Genomic DNA, 15,716 nt, shown 5'->3' with positions numbered 1-15,716 from the left:
GAAACCATTAGCAGTTGGACTCATACGGAGCAGAGCGTCTTCCGTGATTGCGCGACGCAGCCTTCCCTACCCTACCGCACAAAACTGCAATATTCGATCTCTGTAATGGCGCATTGCCTCTGACCTTTGTATGCTCAGACGAGCATCACCCGTGCCCGGTCCAGAACATGCGGTACACCAATTAGAAGCTAGCACTACTGCTGACTCCCGAAAGCTTGTTATTGACATGGCAATGAGGTCGCGATGGATCGTGAGGAAAAGAACACCAAGAGCCAAACGAATGTGCGGTTGAATGAGATCGGCACCGCGCGATCCCTAATCGAACTGGACAACGTCTTAACCCAGAGCATGGCGCGGCAACAGATACAGGCCATGATCAAAGAGGGAGGGCTGGACCTCATTCTGCAGAAAGTTGAACAGCTCGCTAAAACTGAAGATGAAAGCCCGGAATCCGGTCTCCTTGTTCTGGCGTTACTCGGCAGACTTTCAGCTGTTGCCCGCGGCCGCGAGAGCAGTATCTTCAAGATGCTGGCAAGCACCATCCATGCAGCCACACTTCCTGCCCTTGAGTCATCCACCCTGGACGGCGATGGCAAGTTCTACGCAGCACACAGCCTCGCGCAACTTCGCACCTCTGATCGGGCAGACTATGTACTGGCCGAATCCGTTGCCCTGGAGACTGCTGAAAAGGCACGCAAGCAGCTCATCGAACTGGTGCTCAACAGCCATTCAACAGCAGCAAAAGCTCTAACGGCACACACCACCGCACTCGATAGCCTTATGGAAATTGCAAACTCGGAGTCGAGACTTCGCAAAGCCCGAAGGATCAGTTCCGGCTGGGTTGAGGTGATGCGTAGCAGAAGCTTCGAACTGGGCGACCAGCCCGGTGAAGCATTAGCCAAATGGATAAGTGCCCTTCTTATCGGTGACCTGAGAGAAGTCGAAGAGTCACTGCTGTTCAACATCGTCGATGACGGCGTAGACATCCTGCTCAGAATTATCGAGCTGCGCTTTTCTCACGCCATGCTAGCTGATACCTACCAACTACTGCCGCGTGCAAAAGCATTGCTGGGCCGCGCGCGCTGGATCCACTACCTGTCCTCATCCAGGATGCGCCCGGCATTGAACATGTGCTTGCGAGAAGCTGCTCTGGTCCTCGCCGGCCAAGGTAAAACCGACAGTACGCTTTTGGATCTGATCCACACGATGTACCAGTCGAAAGCTCAAATGCTCAAAGAGCTAACCAACCACTTTGGAGAAGCCTTAGAGCTGGACCCGGATGTACGCCAATGGTGGATCACCGGTGGCTCGGTCAGTAGCAGTCGCCGGACAGTTCACAAGGTCGGCAATACCGAAGACCAGATGATTGGTGAACTGCTCATTGAAGTCTTAAACACTGAACCTTCAATGCACGCATTGAGGCGCACTGTTGCGCCCATGTTGGAAATCTCTGACCCAGTTACTGCTTCCAATGTCATCAGCGCCGCCGCCGGCTACGCCGAAATCGCGCAAACGGCGTTGCTATTGGCGCGCATGCGAAAGCTAAAAAAGACTGAATTGAAGGGAATGGTTGTCGAATTCAATCCTTTGCAGCATGAGCTCCTCAGCGACACCAGCCAAGGGGTAAGAGAAGTGCGCGTGGTTCGTGACGGCGTGCAGAAAGATTTTGGTGGAAGCATCAAAACGCTAGTAAAGCCCAGGGTCGAGCCATTGGCCTAATCAACAGGAAGGGGAACATCGATGGACCGGATCGAAGCTAAGATTCTCATCAACAATCTATTAAAGCGCATCAAACAGATAGATGCTGAGCAGTATGAATTACCTGGAGTTTTAACGACCGGCGAACTCGACGCCCTCAATCTAGCACTGGCAGTTCTTGGAGGGGCAACTTCTCCTACTTTAAAACTTACGGCAACTCCTCCGCCTGCTGCTACTGTTTCCTCACCGCCTTCCATCGTCCTCAACCTCAGTATCTTCGAACTCCCACAACCCTCCCTCAAAGAGCGTCTTTGCCTCGATTTCGGCACGGCCATGTCCAAGGCAGCCCTTGTCTTGAGCGGCATAGACGAAGATGACGTCGAGGAAATTCATGTTCTTGAGCTGGGGAAACCTGGAGACCAGCGCGAAGTCAGCGACACCATGCTCATATCCTCTTTGTACATTGATAACAGCGGACTGATCTGGTTTGGGAAGAAAGCACTGGATCGCTCGTTAGTTGAAGGTGGTAACGGCGAAAGAATGCGCATCGACAACGTGAAACGATTTTTGTCTGAGCGCGCAATGCAGACGGATGTATCTGCAATCTACAACCCCACTCAGACACAACTGAAGATGGGAGACCTATTACTGGCATATCTGATGTTCATGACCTGGGCTGCCAACTCGGACGCTGCAAAATATGGTGTTCCCAGAAACATCAAACGCCGCTTCGCGATGCCTTGTTTCAGCGCTGAACAAAGTCGAGAGGTTGAGGGGACGCTTCGAACACTGCTGGGACAGGCTCAGGTTCTGGCCGACACCTTCGGGGATTCGCTGCATCAGGGGCTTCGCGTAGAAGACTTCGAGGAGGCTACGAAACAGCTTCGCTCGGTATCTCGCCAGTACGACTTCGTAACCGAAGCCCTCACTGAACCCTTGGGCGTTGCGAACGCGATATTGAGCACCGACAGCAATACCCGACGCCTTACCCTTATCGTTGACGTCGGAGCTGGCACGAGCGACGTGAGTCTGTATCGGTTGCATGTGGACTCTGACAGCGGAGTACGCCAGGCCTTGGAAGCCAAAGGCGCTGCCAGGGGAATTCCGCTGGCAGGCAACCATCTTGATCGAGCCCTTACTGAGCTGATCCTTAGAAAGGCAGGCGTGGGTTCAGACAATCCGCGGAACGTAAATATACGCAGCAACCTAGCGCTGAATATCCGCGACTACAAAGAGGCGCTGTTCATCGGTGAAACCCTCACCGTCAGATTACTGGATGGTCAGGTCGTTGATATCGAAATCAATGAGCTCATTGAGCTGGCAGCAGTCCAAACATTCCGAAATGAACTAAGACAATGCCTGGTGGACACGCTCGAAACAGTCGATGAGAGCTGGGTCGGTGTTGCCAGCAGAGAAGGCTTAGCCGTCATTCTCACTGGTGGGGGATCGAAACTGGCAATGGTTCAGGAGCTCACCTCCGGCCAACTTGAGGTCAAAGGAAGGACCATTCGCCTGCTGCCAACCGCCGCCTTTCCGGATTGGCTGAGAAGAGAATATCCCGCTCTAGAGGATGACTTCCCTCGAATTGCCGTCTCTCTCGGAGGAGGCCGTGAATCGCTAATTCATCATCAACTGGCGCAAGTCACCGCTGGTGATGTCCTCAGTGCTCCGGTGCTCGATAGATTCTGATTGAACCCGGGCAGCACTGAGTAGCTTCAACGAAGCAATCAATTGAAAGGCGGTATCAGGAAATCACATGGAAACGACTCAATACACGTTGCATGTCACAGCTCTGGAAGAGCGGCGCTTGGCGATAGCGCAACGAATCACAGAAGCGCTTGTTCGCAATAACGTGCGAAAAGAGTACAAATTCAGAAACGGCAACGAAGATTTACCAGTCATATCATTGCCTGAAGACTTTCTGATTTACCGCCTGGAGAACTATCGTACTCGCGATACCCAGTTGAGCTTGATCGCTGCCGGTGAGCAGGAAGTAGGATTTTTCGAACCTGCAAGACGGGAAGACCCATCAGTCCAAGCAAGGCAGCATCGGATCCTCTACCAGCAAGCGCAAACCGGAAGCGGCGAATCCGTAACCCCGATTCACTCAGAGTTGGGGCGAGTCGGAATTCAAACTGAAGATCTCATTATTTCATCTGACGGCATCGTGGTTAATGGCAACAGGCGCCTCAGCGCTATGCGCGAACTATGGACCAGCGATCCTGCGAAATTCGCGACGTTTCAAGAAATAAAATGTTCGGTTCTCCCGACGTCTGCCAGCCCAACAGAAATCCTCAAGCTGGAAATCGGGCTGCAAATGCAACCCGAAACAAAGCTACCTTACGAATGGACGGCTTTAGGTCGAGCCGTACGGGATTTGCGAGAATCACTGATACCCGACGATGAAATCGCAAACCTGATGAATCGCGACAGATCCGACATCGTCCGAGCAGCAAAGATGATCGACAACGCCGACCTGTACCTGGACGAGTGGCTTTCCAGGCCTCAGAGTTACGACCAATTAGGAGAAACCGAACAGGCATTCAAACAAATCGCATTAAAAAACAACGTCAAAGGAGATGACTCCGGCGTTCGGGATATCACCCGGCAATTCGACTTCTTGCTGATTGAGCAACGTAAAGACCTCACGGACCGGGCGTACGTTTTTATAAACGCAATCGAGCAGAATGCTGAACTCTTTCTAGAGAACCTGGCCAATGCTCTCGAGATTGAGTTGCCGGCGGCTGAGCCAAGAAAGCCTTCCCAAATCAAGATTTCGTTTGAACCGTCTGGACCAGCTGCAAAAAGCTATGAGCCGCTCGTGGATTATCTGCACGCTCAAAGAGAAAGCGTTGAGGCTGTGAAAAAACTGACTGCCACGATCCAACAAGTGAGCTTGATTGCAGCAGAGCAGGGCAAAAAGAAAGAGGCAGCCGCACTCGACTTCGCGATTCAGGCAGAGAAAAAGCTTGCTGCTGTAGATATACAAACGGCTGGGCCAGCCACGCACGAAGACCTAAGAAGCTGCCTGGAGCGCTGCATCAGCCGCAGCGAAATGCTGTTGACGGAGCTGTCTGATCGCCAAGCTCAAGGAAGAAGCAAATGACCCCAACCATCGTTCTTTCATACGAAGAACGTTCGTCTGCTGGAGTTTTCACGCGAGGAGCTGGCGTCAGCGATAACATCTGGATTCGTATGAAGCAGTACGCTCAAGACGCAGAATCCGCGCCACGCATTTCCTCTCACCGACTTGAACTTACTTGGCCGGCGGCTTTGAATGTGCTGCGCGAGTCTTCGTCACTACAGCACAAACACAATTTCATATTCGACGTTGACGAAAGCTCGGCCGAGCGGATTCAACGTTTTATGGAACAGTTTGCGAGCGTAAGTAGCGTTTCAGGCTCGATCGCTTTGCAGATGCCAGAAACGGATATCCTTACGCGCTTGGAAGCTGCTGGCTGGCAAATGGATAGCCATCAGTTGAAGGACTACCAGCTGACAAACTTGCGGCACCTCCTGTCACTGGCAAATGGAGCCAACTTCTCAGTTCCCGGGGCTGGCAAAACTACTGTCACCTTTGCACTACATCTACTTTCACGCGAAAAGATCGACGCGCTCATTGTCGTTGCGCCGAATAATGCCTTTCCAGCTTGGGAAGGTGTGGTAGATGAGTGCCTCTACTCTTCTGCCTCTCAGGACCTACGCGCTGATTTTGTTCCCCTGACTGGAGGAGAAAACAAGATTGCATCGCTCCTGGCGTCGGGTTCACGCCGCTTCATAATCTCTTATGAGCAACTCGTTCGGGTTGATCAACACATCAGCAATTTCATGGCGACGAACAAGGTGCATCTGATCCTGGATGAATCACATCGCATGAAATCTGGTCACTCCAGCCAGCGAGGCTCAGTCCTGCTTCGCATGGGTTACCTCGCTGTAAGGCGTGACATCTTGTCAGGTACCCCGATGCCTCAGGGTCGGCAGGACATCGCCTCACAACTCGATTTTTTATGGCCTGGCCATGGTTACGGATCAAAAATTTCTGCAGGCCATGAGCCACGCGACCTGATTGGTGACATCTACGTCCGCACCACAAAGAAAGACTTACAACTACCCAAGCGCACCATAAAGACCGTACCCGTCACATTGACCGATGCGCATCTGGCGCTTTACAGCATATTGAAAAGCGATTTGACCGCCCGCTCCAGTGAGCTTCGAAGCGGTAAAGGCGGTGTGGCACTGATCAACGCTCGTAAATGCGTTATGCGCATACTGCAAGCAGCCACAAACCCTCTTCTTGTGATACCTCACCTGCAGCAGCACCACGAAACAGGTGAGAACGCGGCAATCTTGGAGGCCGTTAAATCAGAAGGGCCTTCAGCAAGGATACATAAGACGGTAGCGCTCGCGCAGGAACTCATAGCAGCGGGCAAAAAAGTCCTTATCTGGACTATTTTCACAGAAACCCTTCACCAGCTTGCACACGCGCTAGCCGGCTACAACCCGGCCACTATTCACGGTGCCGTTTTACTGGGCGATGTTTCCGACACTGCATCCAGGCAAGGCCAGCTTAAACGCTTCAAGGATGACCCAAATTGCCACGTGATGATCGCAAACCCTGCGGCGGCATCTGAAGGCATCAGCCTACATACGCACTGCCACGATGCGATCTACGTAGATCGCAGTTATAACGCAACGCACTATCTTCAATCCATCGACAGGATTCATCGACTTGGCTTGAAGCCAGACGCTGTCACTACGATCTACATCATGCAAAACGCACTTCCTAGAGATGTCGGCTCAATCGATCGAGCGGTGGCCCGTCGGCTGATGACGAAAATTGGAAACATGCAGGAGTTGCTGGATGATCCCGATCTCCAGGAACTCACTCTTGATGAGGAAGAAGCAACCTCGGTAGAAAACTCCATTGATCGCAGGGACATCATAGAGTTGATCGAAGAGATCGAAAGACCGATGACATCTGCTCCAAATGAGCAAACAGATTGACCAGGCAAGTTTGGTAGCGGCGTTCCTGCGAATGCTAAAAAGACAGGGGTGGCTCATGGCCCCCCGATTCTTTGTACCTGCCTCGTTGAACAATCAAACGCGGCTTTGTCGCTCAGGCCAAAGATCAGGGCGCCTGGTGAAGGCTGAACGCTCATCCGGCTTGATCACTTCAGTATCAGCGCCAACACAGTAAAACATCCAGCGATAAAAACCTGACGCATTTCGCCCATTACTTGCTCTAACTTATAACGCGCGGTCTTAACCTTGTGTTAACAATTAATTCCTTACTCGCGGTCAAACTTATAAATAACGAGCGGAAAAAGATCTGTATATTTAATTGAGATCACTCTGCCAGACAAAGAAGAACCATCTACGCAATACTACTTGACGGAAAATATAAACCCAGAAAGAGCTCAACCATAACTTTAATAAATCCGATACCGACTAAAATAAAACAAAGAAAATAACAATGTAGACCCTCCGAAAACTATAATCCGTACAGAAAATTCACAGAGCAACACACAAGAGTGCATTTGACTACATACGGACACCAATATACAATAAATTGCACCCATCATTCAAAACACCATGAGCTCAGCTTAATGAAACTATTAAATACTTATGAAGACCATGATGACGCAAAACACGCCGAAGGTCTGCTGAGGGGGCAAAAGCGATTAGCAAGCGAGCGAGACGACACTAGCACCATTTATAACTTATTTGGCATACCCTCATGGAAGAATTTTCATGCTTTAAAAATGTACAATCTTGAAGAACTTCAAAATCTTTTACAAGAGAGAAACACTTGGGGTGAAACCCAACAGAGAAAACACAAAGAAATCATAGAAGCACTCAGCATAATTTCGAAAAACTATGAATTAGCAATACCCCCGCATTGGTTGTAGGAGAAGGCGTAAATACATCCGGACTGGTAACCATTACGCCTGAATCCAGTAATTAAAAGTCAATTAGAAAAAAACTTTTCGTACAAATCAGTTCCCAACTGATTCCAATGGCTAGACCTGTAAGGAGAAAAGTCAAAGTTCTTAACGCCAGTCAACTTACGTCTATACTGATCGAATCCTCGCGCATCACCTTCTTCCAAAATAATCCGAAGGCACTTTATAAATCCGTTAATAGCAGTCGGGGTAAGAATCTTGCTCTCGTGACCTATTTGCCAGCCATCAGGATATGAAGCTTTCACTGCATTTAGAAGGTCATTAATTTGTGCCACGCAATAATCAATATACGCTTCTAATGACAACCTACTTTTTTTCGCCAAAATTTCTGACTTTTTAGCAGCCTCAGGCCAAGCAGTAAACAGTGAATCCCCACCTTCCCATTTCACCAGAGGTTTCAACCCATAACTAACAATGGACGAGATCTTCAGCTTTTTCGCATCATCAAAGACATGCTCCTCCAACTTGTCCTTCAATGCGCCTTTCCGCGCGAGCTTGATTAGTATTGCTTTAGCAACAGCTGTACCTGAGAACGGATTAACTATAAGCTCAATTTCTTGAGTTAAAGCAGACTTAACTTTAGTTTGCCGACTATTTATCTCTAGAAATAGCTTAGCTTCAAAAAGCGTTTTATCTTCCTCTGATACACTCGCCGGATAAATAATGCCGGTAACTAATAAATTCTGTTTAACTCTCAGACGCCCAATTTGAGGCTCATAGCTGTCGACACCCTCATGATAGGAGTAAATTCTATGCTGGCCATCAATCAGACCTACAACGTTATATTCATCCGGCAATGATATGCTTACAGGCTTCACATTCAGCTGATCATTAGACGCTAGCTGATTGGCTGTTTTAATATCATTTATTTTGGTCGACGAGGGCAAAGTGGCGATTATATTGCCCAAATAAACTCTTCGATTTTCTGAAAGATACTGCCTCATAGATCTTATTTTTGGCATATCTAAAATTCGCTGATAGGACAAATTAGGTTCAACCCAACCATTTTTGCGCAACACAAAGCTTTTTTTCAAAAGTGACGCAGGATCCGCATAGAATGAAACAACTTTGTATCCATCCGGATAACTACTGTTAGCTTCAGGCAGTAAAAAACCCTGAAAAGAACTTAGCGCACCAGAGCTGCCACCTGATAACTTAGCAGCACCCAGATCTTTGTAATCAACTTTGAGAAATTTTAGGATTTCATATTTCGCGGAAACAGAAACATTTTTGACAAGAGCATGGAAATAATTCGTCAGCGCTCTCTCCACGACTTGAACACCTATACGCGCCGCACTTTCAACGTACTCGGACTCAACTGAATGCATACTGAAGTATACAATTCTAAGTTCATAGTCAACTGGCTCATAAGGCTGAGACGTAAAATACTTGTCAAAATCAGGAAGATTTTGCTTAAGACACTCTACAAAATCTACTTTATTTTTCAGGGCTAAATCGAACACGATTTGTTTTTTTGCTATATGGGGCCCTGGCGTTGCAATACATGTATCCTCAATAACCACCAAGACATTTTCATACACAAAGACCCCATCTAACTCGGTAGTCCTTGATCCTACTGAGGTATGCAAAACAAATTCTTTATTCTCAGAAGAAATGAATTCAAATCCTGACTTAGTAAATATCTCTTTAGCTGAATTACGAAACTTTGACTCATCTCTTTTTTTCTTAGCCAATGCCCGAACTACAATCTTTTCCGCCGCAGTCAATTTCTTGCGTACTTTTTTTGTCGCTCCTGGCTTGGCCACTTTCATCGAACACTCCTATAAATTTCTTCATTAATATTCAATGCAATCGAACTGAATATAAATTCATCCTTGCGAATTTGGCTCTTTACATCGGTTTTTTTGTATTGATGTGTATTGCTTGCGGTATAAGTGTACATTTCGGACGTCGGCAGAATATCAACAAAGTCTTTCAAATCAACTAATTGTTCAAAGTCAGCACAAATACCAAACTTTGATAAAGGCGGGTGTGAAATAATTTCTTTAACCGAACTTAAAAACCAATCCTCTGATACGGTCTTATCAGTTAAAAAGATATACTTTGCTGAAACAATGTCATATTTACCACGAACAGGACGACTGAGGGGTTCAACCCAAATTTTATCGACAATGATCCCCACAGACTTTAACTTTCTGGCAAGCAACCTTGCAAACTTTAGAACTCTCAACTGAATAATGGTTTCTCTAAAGACATCAGCGTCTATGGATACCTTCGAGGCCAAGTATGCGGCTGAACGCTGCTCTATATTATCGGAAAGATACGATTTAAACATATCCAGATAATCAGGATTCAATTCAAACCCAAAGTATTTTCTTGCCATGAACGCGGCTTGCGCAGGTACGGTACCCGACCCTGAAAATGGGTCGAAAACAGTATCCCCCTCATCAGTCGTGAGTGTCAAAATCCTCTTGACGAGATCCTCCGGAAGAGGACAGAAATGTTTAATATATCCCTCCCCCCAAGCCCCCTGAGTGGGAATACTAAACTCCCATATTTCCTCAAGAGCTTTCCCATGTGGGCTATAGCGCTCAGGATAACGCACCCACCATTCCTTCAAGTCTTTTATTTCTCTTGCTCGTTCAGAGTAATACTTAAAGTCTTGCCCCTTAGAGAAGAAGAGTACATATTCAAATATTTTTCTAGTGGCGCCCTTTTTACTCCACGGGACAGTCTTATCTTTTTTCCAAATAATAACGTCTTGAAGCTTCCAGCCTACCGAACTGATCTCTCTAGCGAAATCGAACGGGAGAGTAACGACTGCACCATCACGTTTAAAGGAGTCGATGACCACCCAAAGAGAACCTGTCTCTTTAGTAACGTGATAGACATCCTTGAATATCTTCCTTAGATCCGCCAGATAATTATCATACGTCTGACCAAATCCAATTTGCCCAGAATGGCCATAATCCTTCATATCAAAATATGGTGGCGATGTAACCGTAACGTCAACAGAGTTCTTCTTTACTCTTTTTCTTAAGTTTCGCGCGTCATCTAAAAAAACTTCGGACATCTTTTATTCTCTGGCGCTACCGCCATTCGGTAAATATTTTCATTATATACTCCTCCTTTGCAATTTTCCAGCACAACCTAACAGAAATATATTCATTAAAAACCAGATACAGCGGAAAAATTAACGAACATCTTAAAAGCTCGGCTTAAACAATATTGAAAATACATTCCGCTATTTTGTCTGCTCACGCAGCGCTAAAAACACGAGCCCGATATCTACCCTTCAGCTTTAAAATTAGAAGAAATTAAAACCCAACCCCTGTATTTGGAAGAGGCATGCAAATATGGGTTAGAAAGCTCCGCTGCCGCTAACTTTGCTATAGTACCGGAACCAGCCGCAGATTTACGGCATGATCACTCATTTCCGTCTGCAACCACAGCCCGACTGGATCAGTTTTCAATTACTGCGGGCAGCTATAAGAAGGTGAGTTAAACGACTAAACTGTACGCTATCAAAGCGTATCCATAGTTATCGCAATATTGGGGACTACGCTGACCAGCATCTTTAAATAAAAAATAAGTATCTGCCAACCCGTCTCCCGGAGATACGTATTTCTAATACTACCCGAAGAGGCAATGACTGTTTTCTATCTTGAAACTGAGGCAAGTTTTGGCACTTGTCGTCAACGCTTTCACCATTCAGCCGCGCGCTTGGCCACAGTTCGATTACTACTCAAAATGAAGATGACAGGGACATCGATAGACAGAGGAACCAACTCCTATCCGTGGCCGAATCAGATGCGCTCGGCACTATTGCGCCGGTCAAAAGTGGTGTAAGTGCGGACGTCCGTGGAAGATCTGGATCAACTAACTATGGATATCACATGGAGACATCCGCCGACGAGCTGCTCTCAATGGCGGAAAAGGTTTGCTTGAGCGGAACACCAACGCCGGAACGGACTACATTCGTGCGCGTGAGATCGAAACGTTGAGGAGGCTCGCAAGCCTGCAATAACGGAATTTTTTATCACATATTCTACAAAGCCTCATTCGGTCGATCGACCATTATTTTGCCGGGCATCGTTCTGCGTGATATCATGCGGCCACTCTCCGAGCATAAGCCACACGATGCAACTCATCGTGCTGCAACCGGCCAGTTGGGTATCTGCCGCCATCCTCCTGGAAATCCCGCGAGAGCGGAAAAAGGAAATGGGCAGAAATAGTCTGAACCTCCCTGCCAGCTGCTTTATGAGACTGGGAGAACAGCAAGGGAGGATTGCCATGGGCATTTCTGAACAAGCTGGTTCAGCAGCTCTACACCTTCGCCTCACGGCGTTAGGCAGCTTCGTCGGGGTGCTTTGCACCTACGGCGCCGCCCCGGTACTCGCTGTTGGACTAGGGCTTATCGCTGCTTTTGTTTTAACAAGGATGTAAAGCTAGGGTGGTCATGGGCGCGAACATGGCCATTCGAACCTTACTCCAAACCCATTCCCCGGCTTCCTGCCGCACGATCTCAATCCTGCGTTAGGTAACGAGTGTTAAGCTTTTCACTCCAAATAGCATTATCTCACCTGCTCCCCTCTCTGCAGTCCACCATCAATGAAAACCTGCTCGATATTTAAGCGGCAACTATTGAGTTTACCATCCAGTCGGTACTGAGATCGCCGACAACGCGCTGGGAGCTGTGGACACACTCTGACGGAAAAAAGAGTTCATCAACTCACATTGGCGTCTTTCATAACGTCTGAACGATCGAGCGTCAGCGAGCTACTGTCCCGAAATCTGCATGGCCTGCACATAGCGCAACAGATCCCTAGATCTAATTTAAAATAACCTTCAGCGCTTTCATAAAACTTCGAGCAGTGATCGGGCCGATTGATCCGGCCATAGGTCGGCTGATCATCTCGTCTAACAAGGTGATACTACGTTTTTCAGGCCCGACCTCGTTCAAAATAGTCGACCAGATGCTCGTTACTCAGATCGAGGGGCCCACCTCATCTTGGACAGGAAGCGAATGAGCAAAGCAAGGTTTTCACATTGAATACAAGCGGCGGATCAACGGAGCGCTATTTCATGCGGTATTCCAAATGGTATTCCAATCAAGATAAGAAATTAGTATTACTTATAATTATCAAAGAGATAAAAGACCAGTTCAGATTACCCCGGCTCAACGACAAGGCCCGCCAAGTGCAGTTTTTGTTGCATCTGGTAGATTGATAGCCGAAAAACAAGTCTCCCCCACCAACGTCCTAGGAAATTTCCCGCAACCCGCGTCGACTTTCATGAACTGGTTCAAGATGCTTCCAAACGCTAGTCTTCGCGCTCCGCTGCAACCCGGCAGATGGTTTACCAAAGGAATTCGCCGGGAGCCTGAAACCATGGAGCCTTGTCATGAAAAAAGACACCCGAAGCCTGCCTGATCAAACACCGCCTCACGAGTCCGAATCGAAGGAACCCGCTGTGCTTGCCCAGCCTCAGGAATACGTGAGAAAGCCGCGTCGCACCCTGCCGTTTAACGAGATTTTTTCCGTGCGCACCGACGTGGATACGGCCACTCTGCTGACCCATGCCTGCGAGACCTTGGCAGCGCTCAACATGGTGACGGCCAACATCGCCGATGATTTCACGGGCTCTCAACGCAGTCGGTTGCTGGCGATCCGGCAGCTGTCGATCATGACCGAAATGCTGGTCAATCGCGCCGTGGAAAACCTTGATCCGGTGAATCTGGTGCCTCGTACGACGGCGCCTGTCGTGCACTGACAATGACCGCTCGTCGATGACGCAAGTCGTTCATCGACATGAACTTTTCTTCACCCCGGCGGCGGTGATGGCCGTGTACATTGCCTTCGCTCATTCAAGAAACTACGGTTCGCCCGCGCTCCTGCGGGCTTTTTTTCGCCCGAAATCTGGCGGCGATTTGTGTTTTCCTGCCTGCCGGGCAATTCTGGTGATCAATCCCGAGACCCGGAGCACCCGATGCCGCTGCTGACCCTGCCCTGTCAACGCCTGACGCTCGCGGTGCTCGACCCGGATCAGGCGCCGCTGGAAAGCGCGTTCTACCAGCGCAATCAACGTCACCTCGCGCCGTGGTCGCCGATTCGTACCACCGATTACTTTTCCACTGAGCAGATCCGCCGACGCCTTGAAATACAAGCCAGCGCCTTCGAAGCCGGGCTCGCGGTGCATATGGCGTTACTGACCCAGGATGGCGAGCAGATGATCGGCGCCTGCAATTTCAGCGGAATAATCCGCGGTGCGTTCCAAGCCTGTTATCTGGGTTATCACATCGACGAAGCGCATCAGGGCAAGGGTTTGATGCAGGAAGCGCTGGAGGCGGCCATCGCCTACATGTTCGACATTCAGAACCTGCACCGGATCATGGCCAACTACATTCCCGGCAATGAACGCAGCGGCCGGTTGCTTGAGCGCCTTGGATTTGAACGTGAAGGTTATGCCAAGGCCTATCTGAACATTGCCGGGCGCTGGCAGGATCATGTGCTGACGGCGCGGGTCAATCCGCGTTTTGAAACGCCGGAGCAACGCTGGTCACGACCGCTGTCCTGACGTTCACAAATTATTAAGGATTGGCCGCGTAAGCTCGGGTTTCCGCTCACTTCCGGTTGCCTGAACCCATGTCGCGTGCCGCCTCTTCCCTGCTTCTGCTTGCCGCTCTGCTGTTCTTTTTCGCCCTTGGCAACCATCAACTGCAAGGTTCCACCGAGGCCCGGGTTGCGGGTATTGCGATGGAGATGCACCTGGACAACGACTGGGTGACGCCGCGTCTGTTCGGCGAACCCTTTCTGGAAAAACCGCCACTGAGCCTGTGGCTGGACGCCGGCGCCCTGCGTATTTTCGGCGTCTCGCCCTGGGCGGTGCGACTGGCGTCGGCGGTGGCCGGGTTGCTCAGCGTGATGCTGCTGTACGCCATGTTGCGCCGCTTCGAACGTCCGAAGGCCATCGCCTGGTCGGCGGGGATTCTGCTGGCGACCATGGCCAGTTACTGGAGCAACGTGCGTGGCGTCGGCGAGGATGCGTTGCTCGCACTTGGCGTGACTACAGCACTGTTGGCGTTCTTCCAGGCGCAGCGAGCACCGACTCCAGGCAATTCGTTGCTGTTTGTAGCCGGGATTGCCATCGCCACGCTGAGCAAAGGCGTGCTCGGGCTGGCGATGCCGGGCGTGGTGATTTTCGCTTTTCTGCTGGCTGACAACCTGATGGACAAGCGCTTCAAACTGTCGGACTGGCTGCGTCCGGGTTTGCTGACCCTTGTCGGTCTGATCCCGCTGATGATCTGGCTCGCCGTGCTCTATCAGCGCGGCGGCGTCCAGGCAGTCAGCGAAGTGTTGCTGACCAACAGCGTAGGACGTTTCAGCGGATCGTTCGTCGAAGCCGGCCACTACGAGCCGTTTTACTACTACCTCGCCAAGCTGCCGCAGGCGTTCCTGCCCTGGAACATTCTGGTGTACCTGGGCCTGTGGCATTTTCGCAAGGAGCTGAAGGCCAACCGTTACCTGCTGTTTTTCAGCCTGTGGATCATCGCGCAGTTCATTCTGCTGACCCTGGCTTCGAGCAAACGCACGGTTTACCTGATGTCGATGACGCCCGCAGCGGCAGTGATTGCAGCGGAATATGCGGGCGTGCTGTTCGACAGGTTGAAGGATCACAAGAATGGTTTTGTCGGACGAATCGCCCGTCACCGTCAGACAGTGGCGGCGGGGATATTGACGGTGATCATCGCCAGCTACCTGGGCGCCGCGCAATGGGCACTGCCAAATGCCGATAAACACCTGTCGTTCCTGCCGCTGACCGAACACATCCAGTCGCTGCAAGAGAGCGGCAGTCAGGTCGCACTGTTTCAAGCCAACGAACGGGTCGGCGGCGCCAGCGTGTTCTATACCCGGAGTGTCCTCAAGGGCCTGGATACCGATGCGCAGCTACGAGAATTTCTCAGTGCATCGCCATCGAACATCGCCGTGATGTCGGGAGACAGCGAACCCGCCGCGCCGCTGAAAGTCCACAAGACCATGATGGTCGGGCGCCAGGCGTATTACTTCGTGGGTTATTGAAGCCACGACAGCAAAA

Annotated in this window: 11 protein-coding genes; 9 read left to right on the top strand and 2 right to left on the bottom strand. The window is 49.9% G+C overall.

What is annotated here, in order from left to right; all coding sequences use genetic code 11:
• The first annotated feature begins 243 nt into the window (after positions 1-243).
• The 5 genes from CAF90_RS18310 (at position 244) to CAF90_RS18290 (ending at position 7,607) form a co-directional block, all read left to right on the top strand.
• Positions 244-1,719, top strand: a complete 1,476-nt coding sequence (locus tag CAF90_RS18310; RefSeq protein WP_072451316.1) for a hypothetical protein — start codon at positions 244-246, stop codon at positions 1,717-1,719.
• A gap of 21 nt (positions 1,720-1,740) precedes the next feature.
• On the top strand, positions 1,741-3,387 hold the full coding sequence (locus CAF90_RS18305; protein ID WP_085608022.1) for a hypothetical protein: 1,647 nt from the start codon (positions 1,741-1,743) through the stop codon (positions 3,385-3,387).
• A 67-nt stretch (positions 3,388-3,454) separates the two neighbouring features.
• Positions 3,455-4,804, top strand: a complete 1,350-nt coding sequence (locus CAF90_RS18300) for a hypothetical protein (protein WP_014719972.1) — start codon at positions 3,455-3,457, stop codon at positions 4,802-4,804.
• Positions 4,801-6,702, top strand: coding sequence for a DEAD/DEAH box helicase (locus tag CAF90_RS18295; protein ID WP_072451317.1), 1,902 nt, complete (start codon positions 4,801-4,803; stop codon positions 6,700-6,702). The genes CAF90_RS18300 and CAF90_RS18295 overlap by 4 nt, the downstream gene beginning before the upstream one ends.
• A gap of 602 nt (positions 6,703-7,304) precedes the next feature.
• The gene (locus tag CAF90_RS18290) at positions 7,305-7,607 is read left to right on the top strand and encodes a hypothetical protein (RefSeq protein WP_072451318.1); all 303 of its coding nucleotides are present in this window, start codon (positions 7,305-7,307) and stop codon (positions 7,605-7,607) included.
• A 59-nt stretch (positions 7,608-7,666) separates the two neighbouring features.
• Here the strand turns inward: CAF90_RS18290 and CAF90_RS18285 are convergent, their stop codons facing one another.
• Positions 7,667-9,433, bottom strand: a complete 1,767-nt coding sequence (locus tag CAF90_RS18285) for a DGQHR domain-containing protein (protein ID WP_085608021.1) — start codon at positions 9,431-9,433, stop codon at positions 7,667-7,669.
• Positions 9,430-10,695: a site-specific DNA-methyltransferase gene (locus CAF90_RS18280; RefSeq protein WP_085608020.1), complete on the bottom strand. Its 1,266-nt coding sequence runs from the start codon at positions 10,693-10,695 to the stop codon at positions 9,430-9,432. The genes CAF90_RS18285 and CAF90_RS18280 overlap by 4 nt, the downstream gene beginning before the upstream one ends.
• Before the next feature lie 1,067 nt (positions 10,696-11,762).
• Between CAF90_RS18280 and CAF90_RS18275 the strand changes: the two genes are divergently transcribed.
• The 4 genes from CAF90_RS18275 to CAF90_RS18260 all read left to right on the top strand — a co-directional run bounded on the left by CAF90_RS18275 (position 11,763) and on the right by CAF90_RS18260 (position 15,700).
• Positions 11,763-12,068, top strand: coding sequence for a hypothetical protein (locus CAF90_RS18275; protein WP_030128116.1), 306 nt, complete (start codon positions 11,763-11,765; stop codon positions 12,066-12,068).
• A 957-nt stretch (positions 12,069-13,025) separates the two neighbouring features.
• Complete coding sequence (locus CAF90_RS18270; protein ID WP_085608019.1) at positions 13,026-13,394, top strand: DUF6124 family protein; 369 nt, start codon at positions 13,026-13,028, stop codon at positions 13,392-13,394.
• Between the two features lie 216 nt (positions 13,395-13,610).
• Complete coding sequence (gene rimJ / locus CAF90_RS18265) at positions 13,611-14,198, top strand: ribosomal protein S5-alanine N-acetyltransferase (protein ID WP_085608018.1); 588 nt, start codon at positions 13,611-13,613, stop codon at positions 14,196-14,198.
• A gap of 68 nt (positions 14,199-14,266) precedes the next feature.
• Positions 14,267-15,700: a glycosyltransferase family 39 protein gene (locus tag CAF90_RS18260; RefSeq protein WP_085608017.1), complete on the top strand. Its 1,434-nt coding sequence runs from the start codon at positions 14,267-14,269 to the stop codon at positions 15,698-15,700.
• Positions 15,701-15,716: the final 16 nt, after the last annotated feature.

Origin of the sequence: Pseudomonas sp. B37(2017) (genome assembly GCF_002112885.1) — a bacterium.
Classification (GTDB): domain Bacteria; phylum Pseudomonadota; class Gammaproteobacteria; order Pseudomonadales; family Pseudomonadaceae; genus Aquipseudomonas; species Aquipseudomonas paraglycinae.
The sequence above is the reverse complement of the archived record's forward strand: the minus strand, read 5'-3'. Positions and strand labels throughout refer to the sequence as shown.

Excerpts from the sequence above, each read along its gene's own strand:
- CAF90_RS18300 (WP_014719972.1), top strand. The coding sequence starts at position 3,455 with ATGGAAACGACTCAATACACGTTGCATGTCACAGCTCTGGAAGAGCGG.
- CAF90_RS18280 (WP_085608020.1), bottom strand. The coding sequence starts at position 10,695 with ATGTCCGAAGTTTTTTTAGATGACGCGCGAAACTTAAGAAAAAGAGTA.
- CAF90_RS18310 (WP_072451316.1), top strand. The coding sequence starts at position 244 with ATGGATCGTGAGGAAAAGAACACCAAGAGCCAAACGAATGTGCGGTTG.
- CAF90_RS18305 (WP_085608022.1), top strand. The coding sequence starts at position 1,741 with ATGGACCGGATCGAAGCTAAGATTCTCATCAACAATCTATTAAAGCGC.
- CAF90_RS18275 (WP_030128116.1), top strand. The coding sequence starts at position 11,763 with ATGCAACTCATCGTGCTGCAACCGGCCAGTTGGGTATCTGCCGCCATC.
- CAF90_RS18290 (WP_072451318.1), top strand. The coding sequence starts at position 7,305 with ATGAAACTATTAAATACTTATGAAGACCATGATGACGCAAAACACGCC.
- rimJ (WP_085608018.1), top strand. The coding sequence starts at position 13,611 with ATGCCGCTGCTGACCCTGCCCTGTCAACGCCTGACGCTCGCGGTGCTC.
- CAF90_RS18270 (WP_085608019.1), top strand. The coding sequence starts at position 13,026 with ATGAAAAAAGACACCCGAAGCCTGCCTGATCAAACACCGCCTCACGAG.
- CAF90_RS18295 (WP_072451317.1), top strand. The coding sequence starts at position 4,801 with ATGACCCCAACCATCGTTCTTTCATACGAAGAACGTTCGTCTGCTGGA.
- CAF90_RS18285 (WP_085608021.1), bottom strand. The coding sequence starts at position 9,433 with ATGAAAGTGGCCAAGCCAGGAGCGACAAAAAAAGTACGCAAGAAATTG.
- CAF90_RS18260 (WP_085608017.1), top strand. The coding sequence starts at position 14,267 with ATGTCGCGTGCCGCCTCTTCCCTGCTTCTGCTTGCCGCTCTGCTGTTC.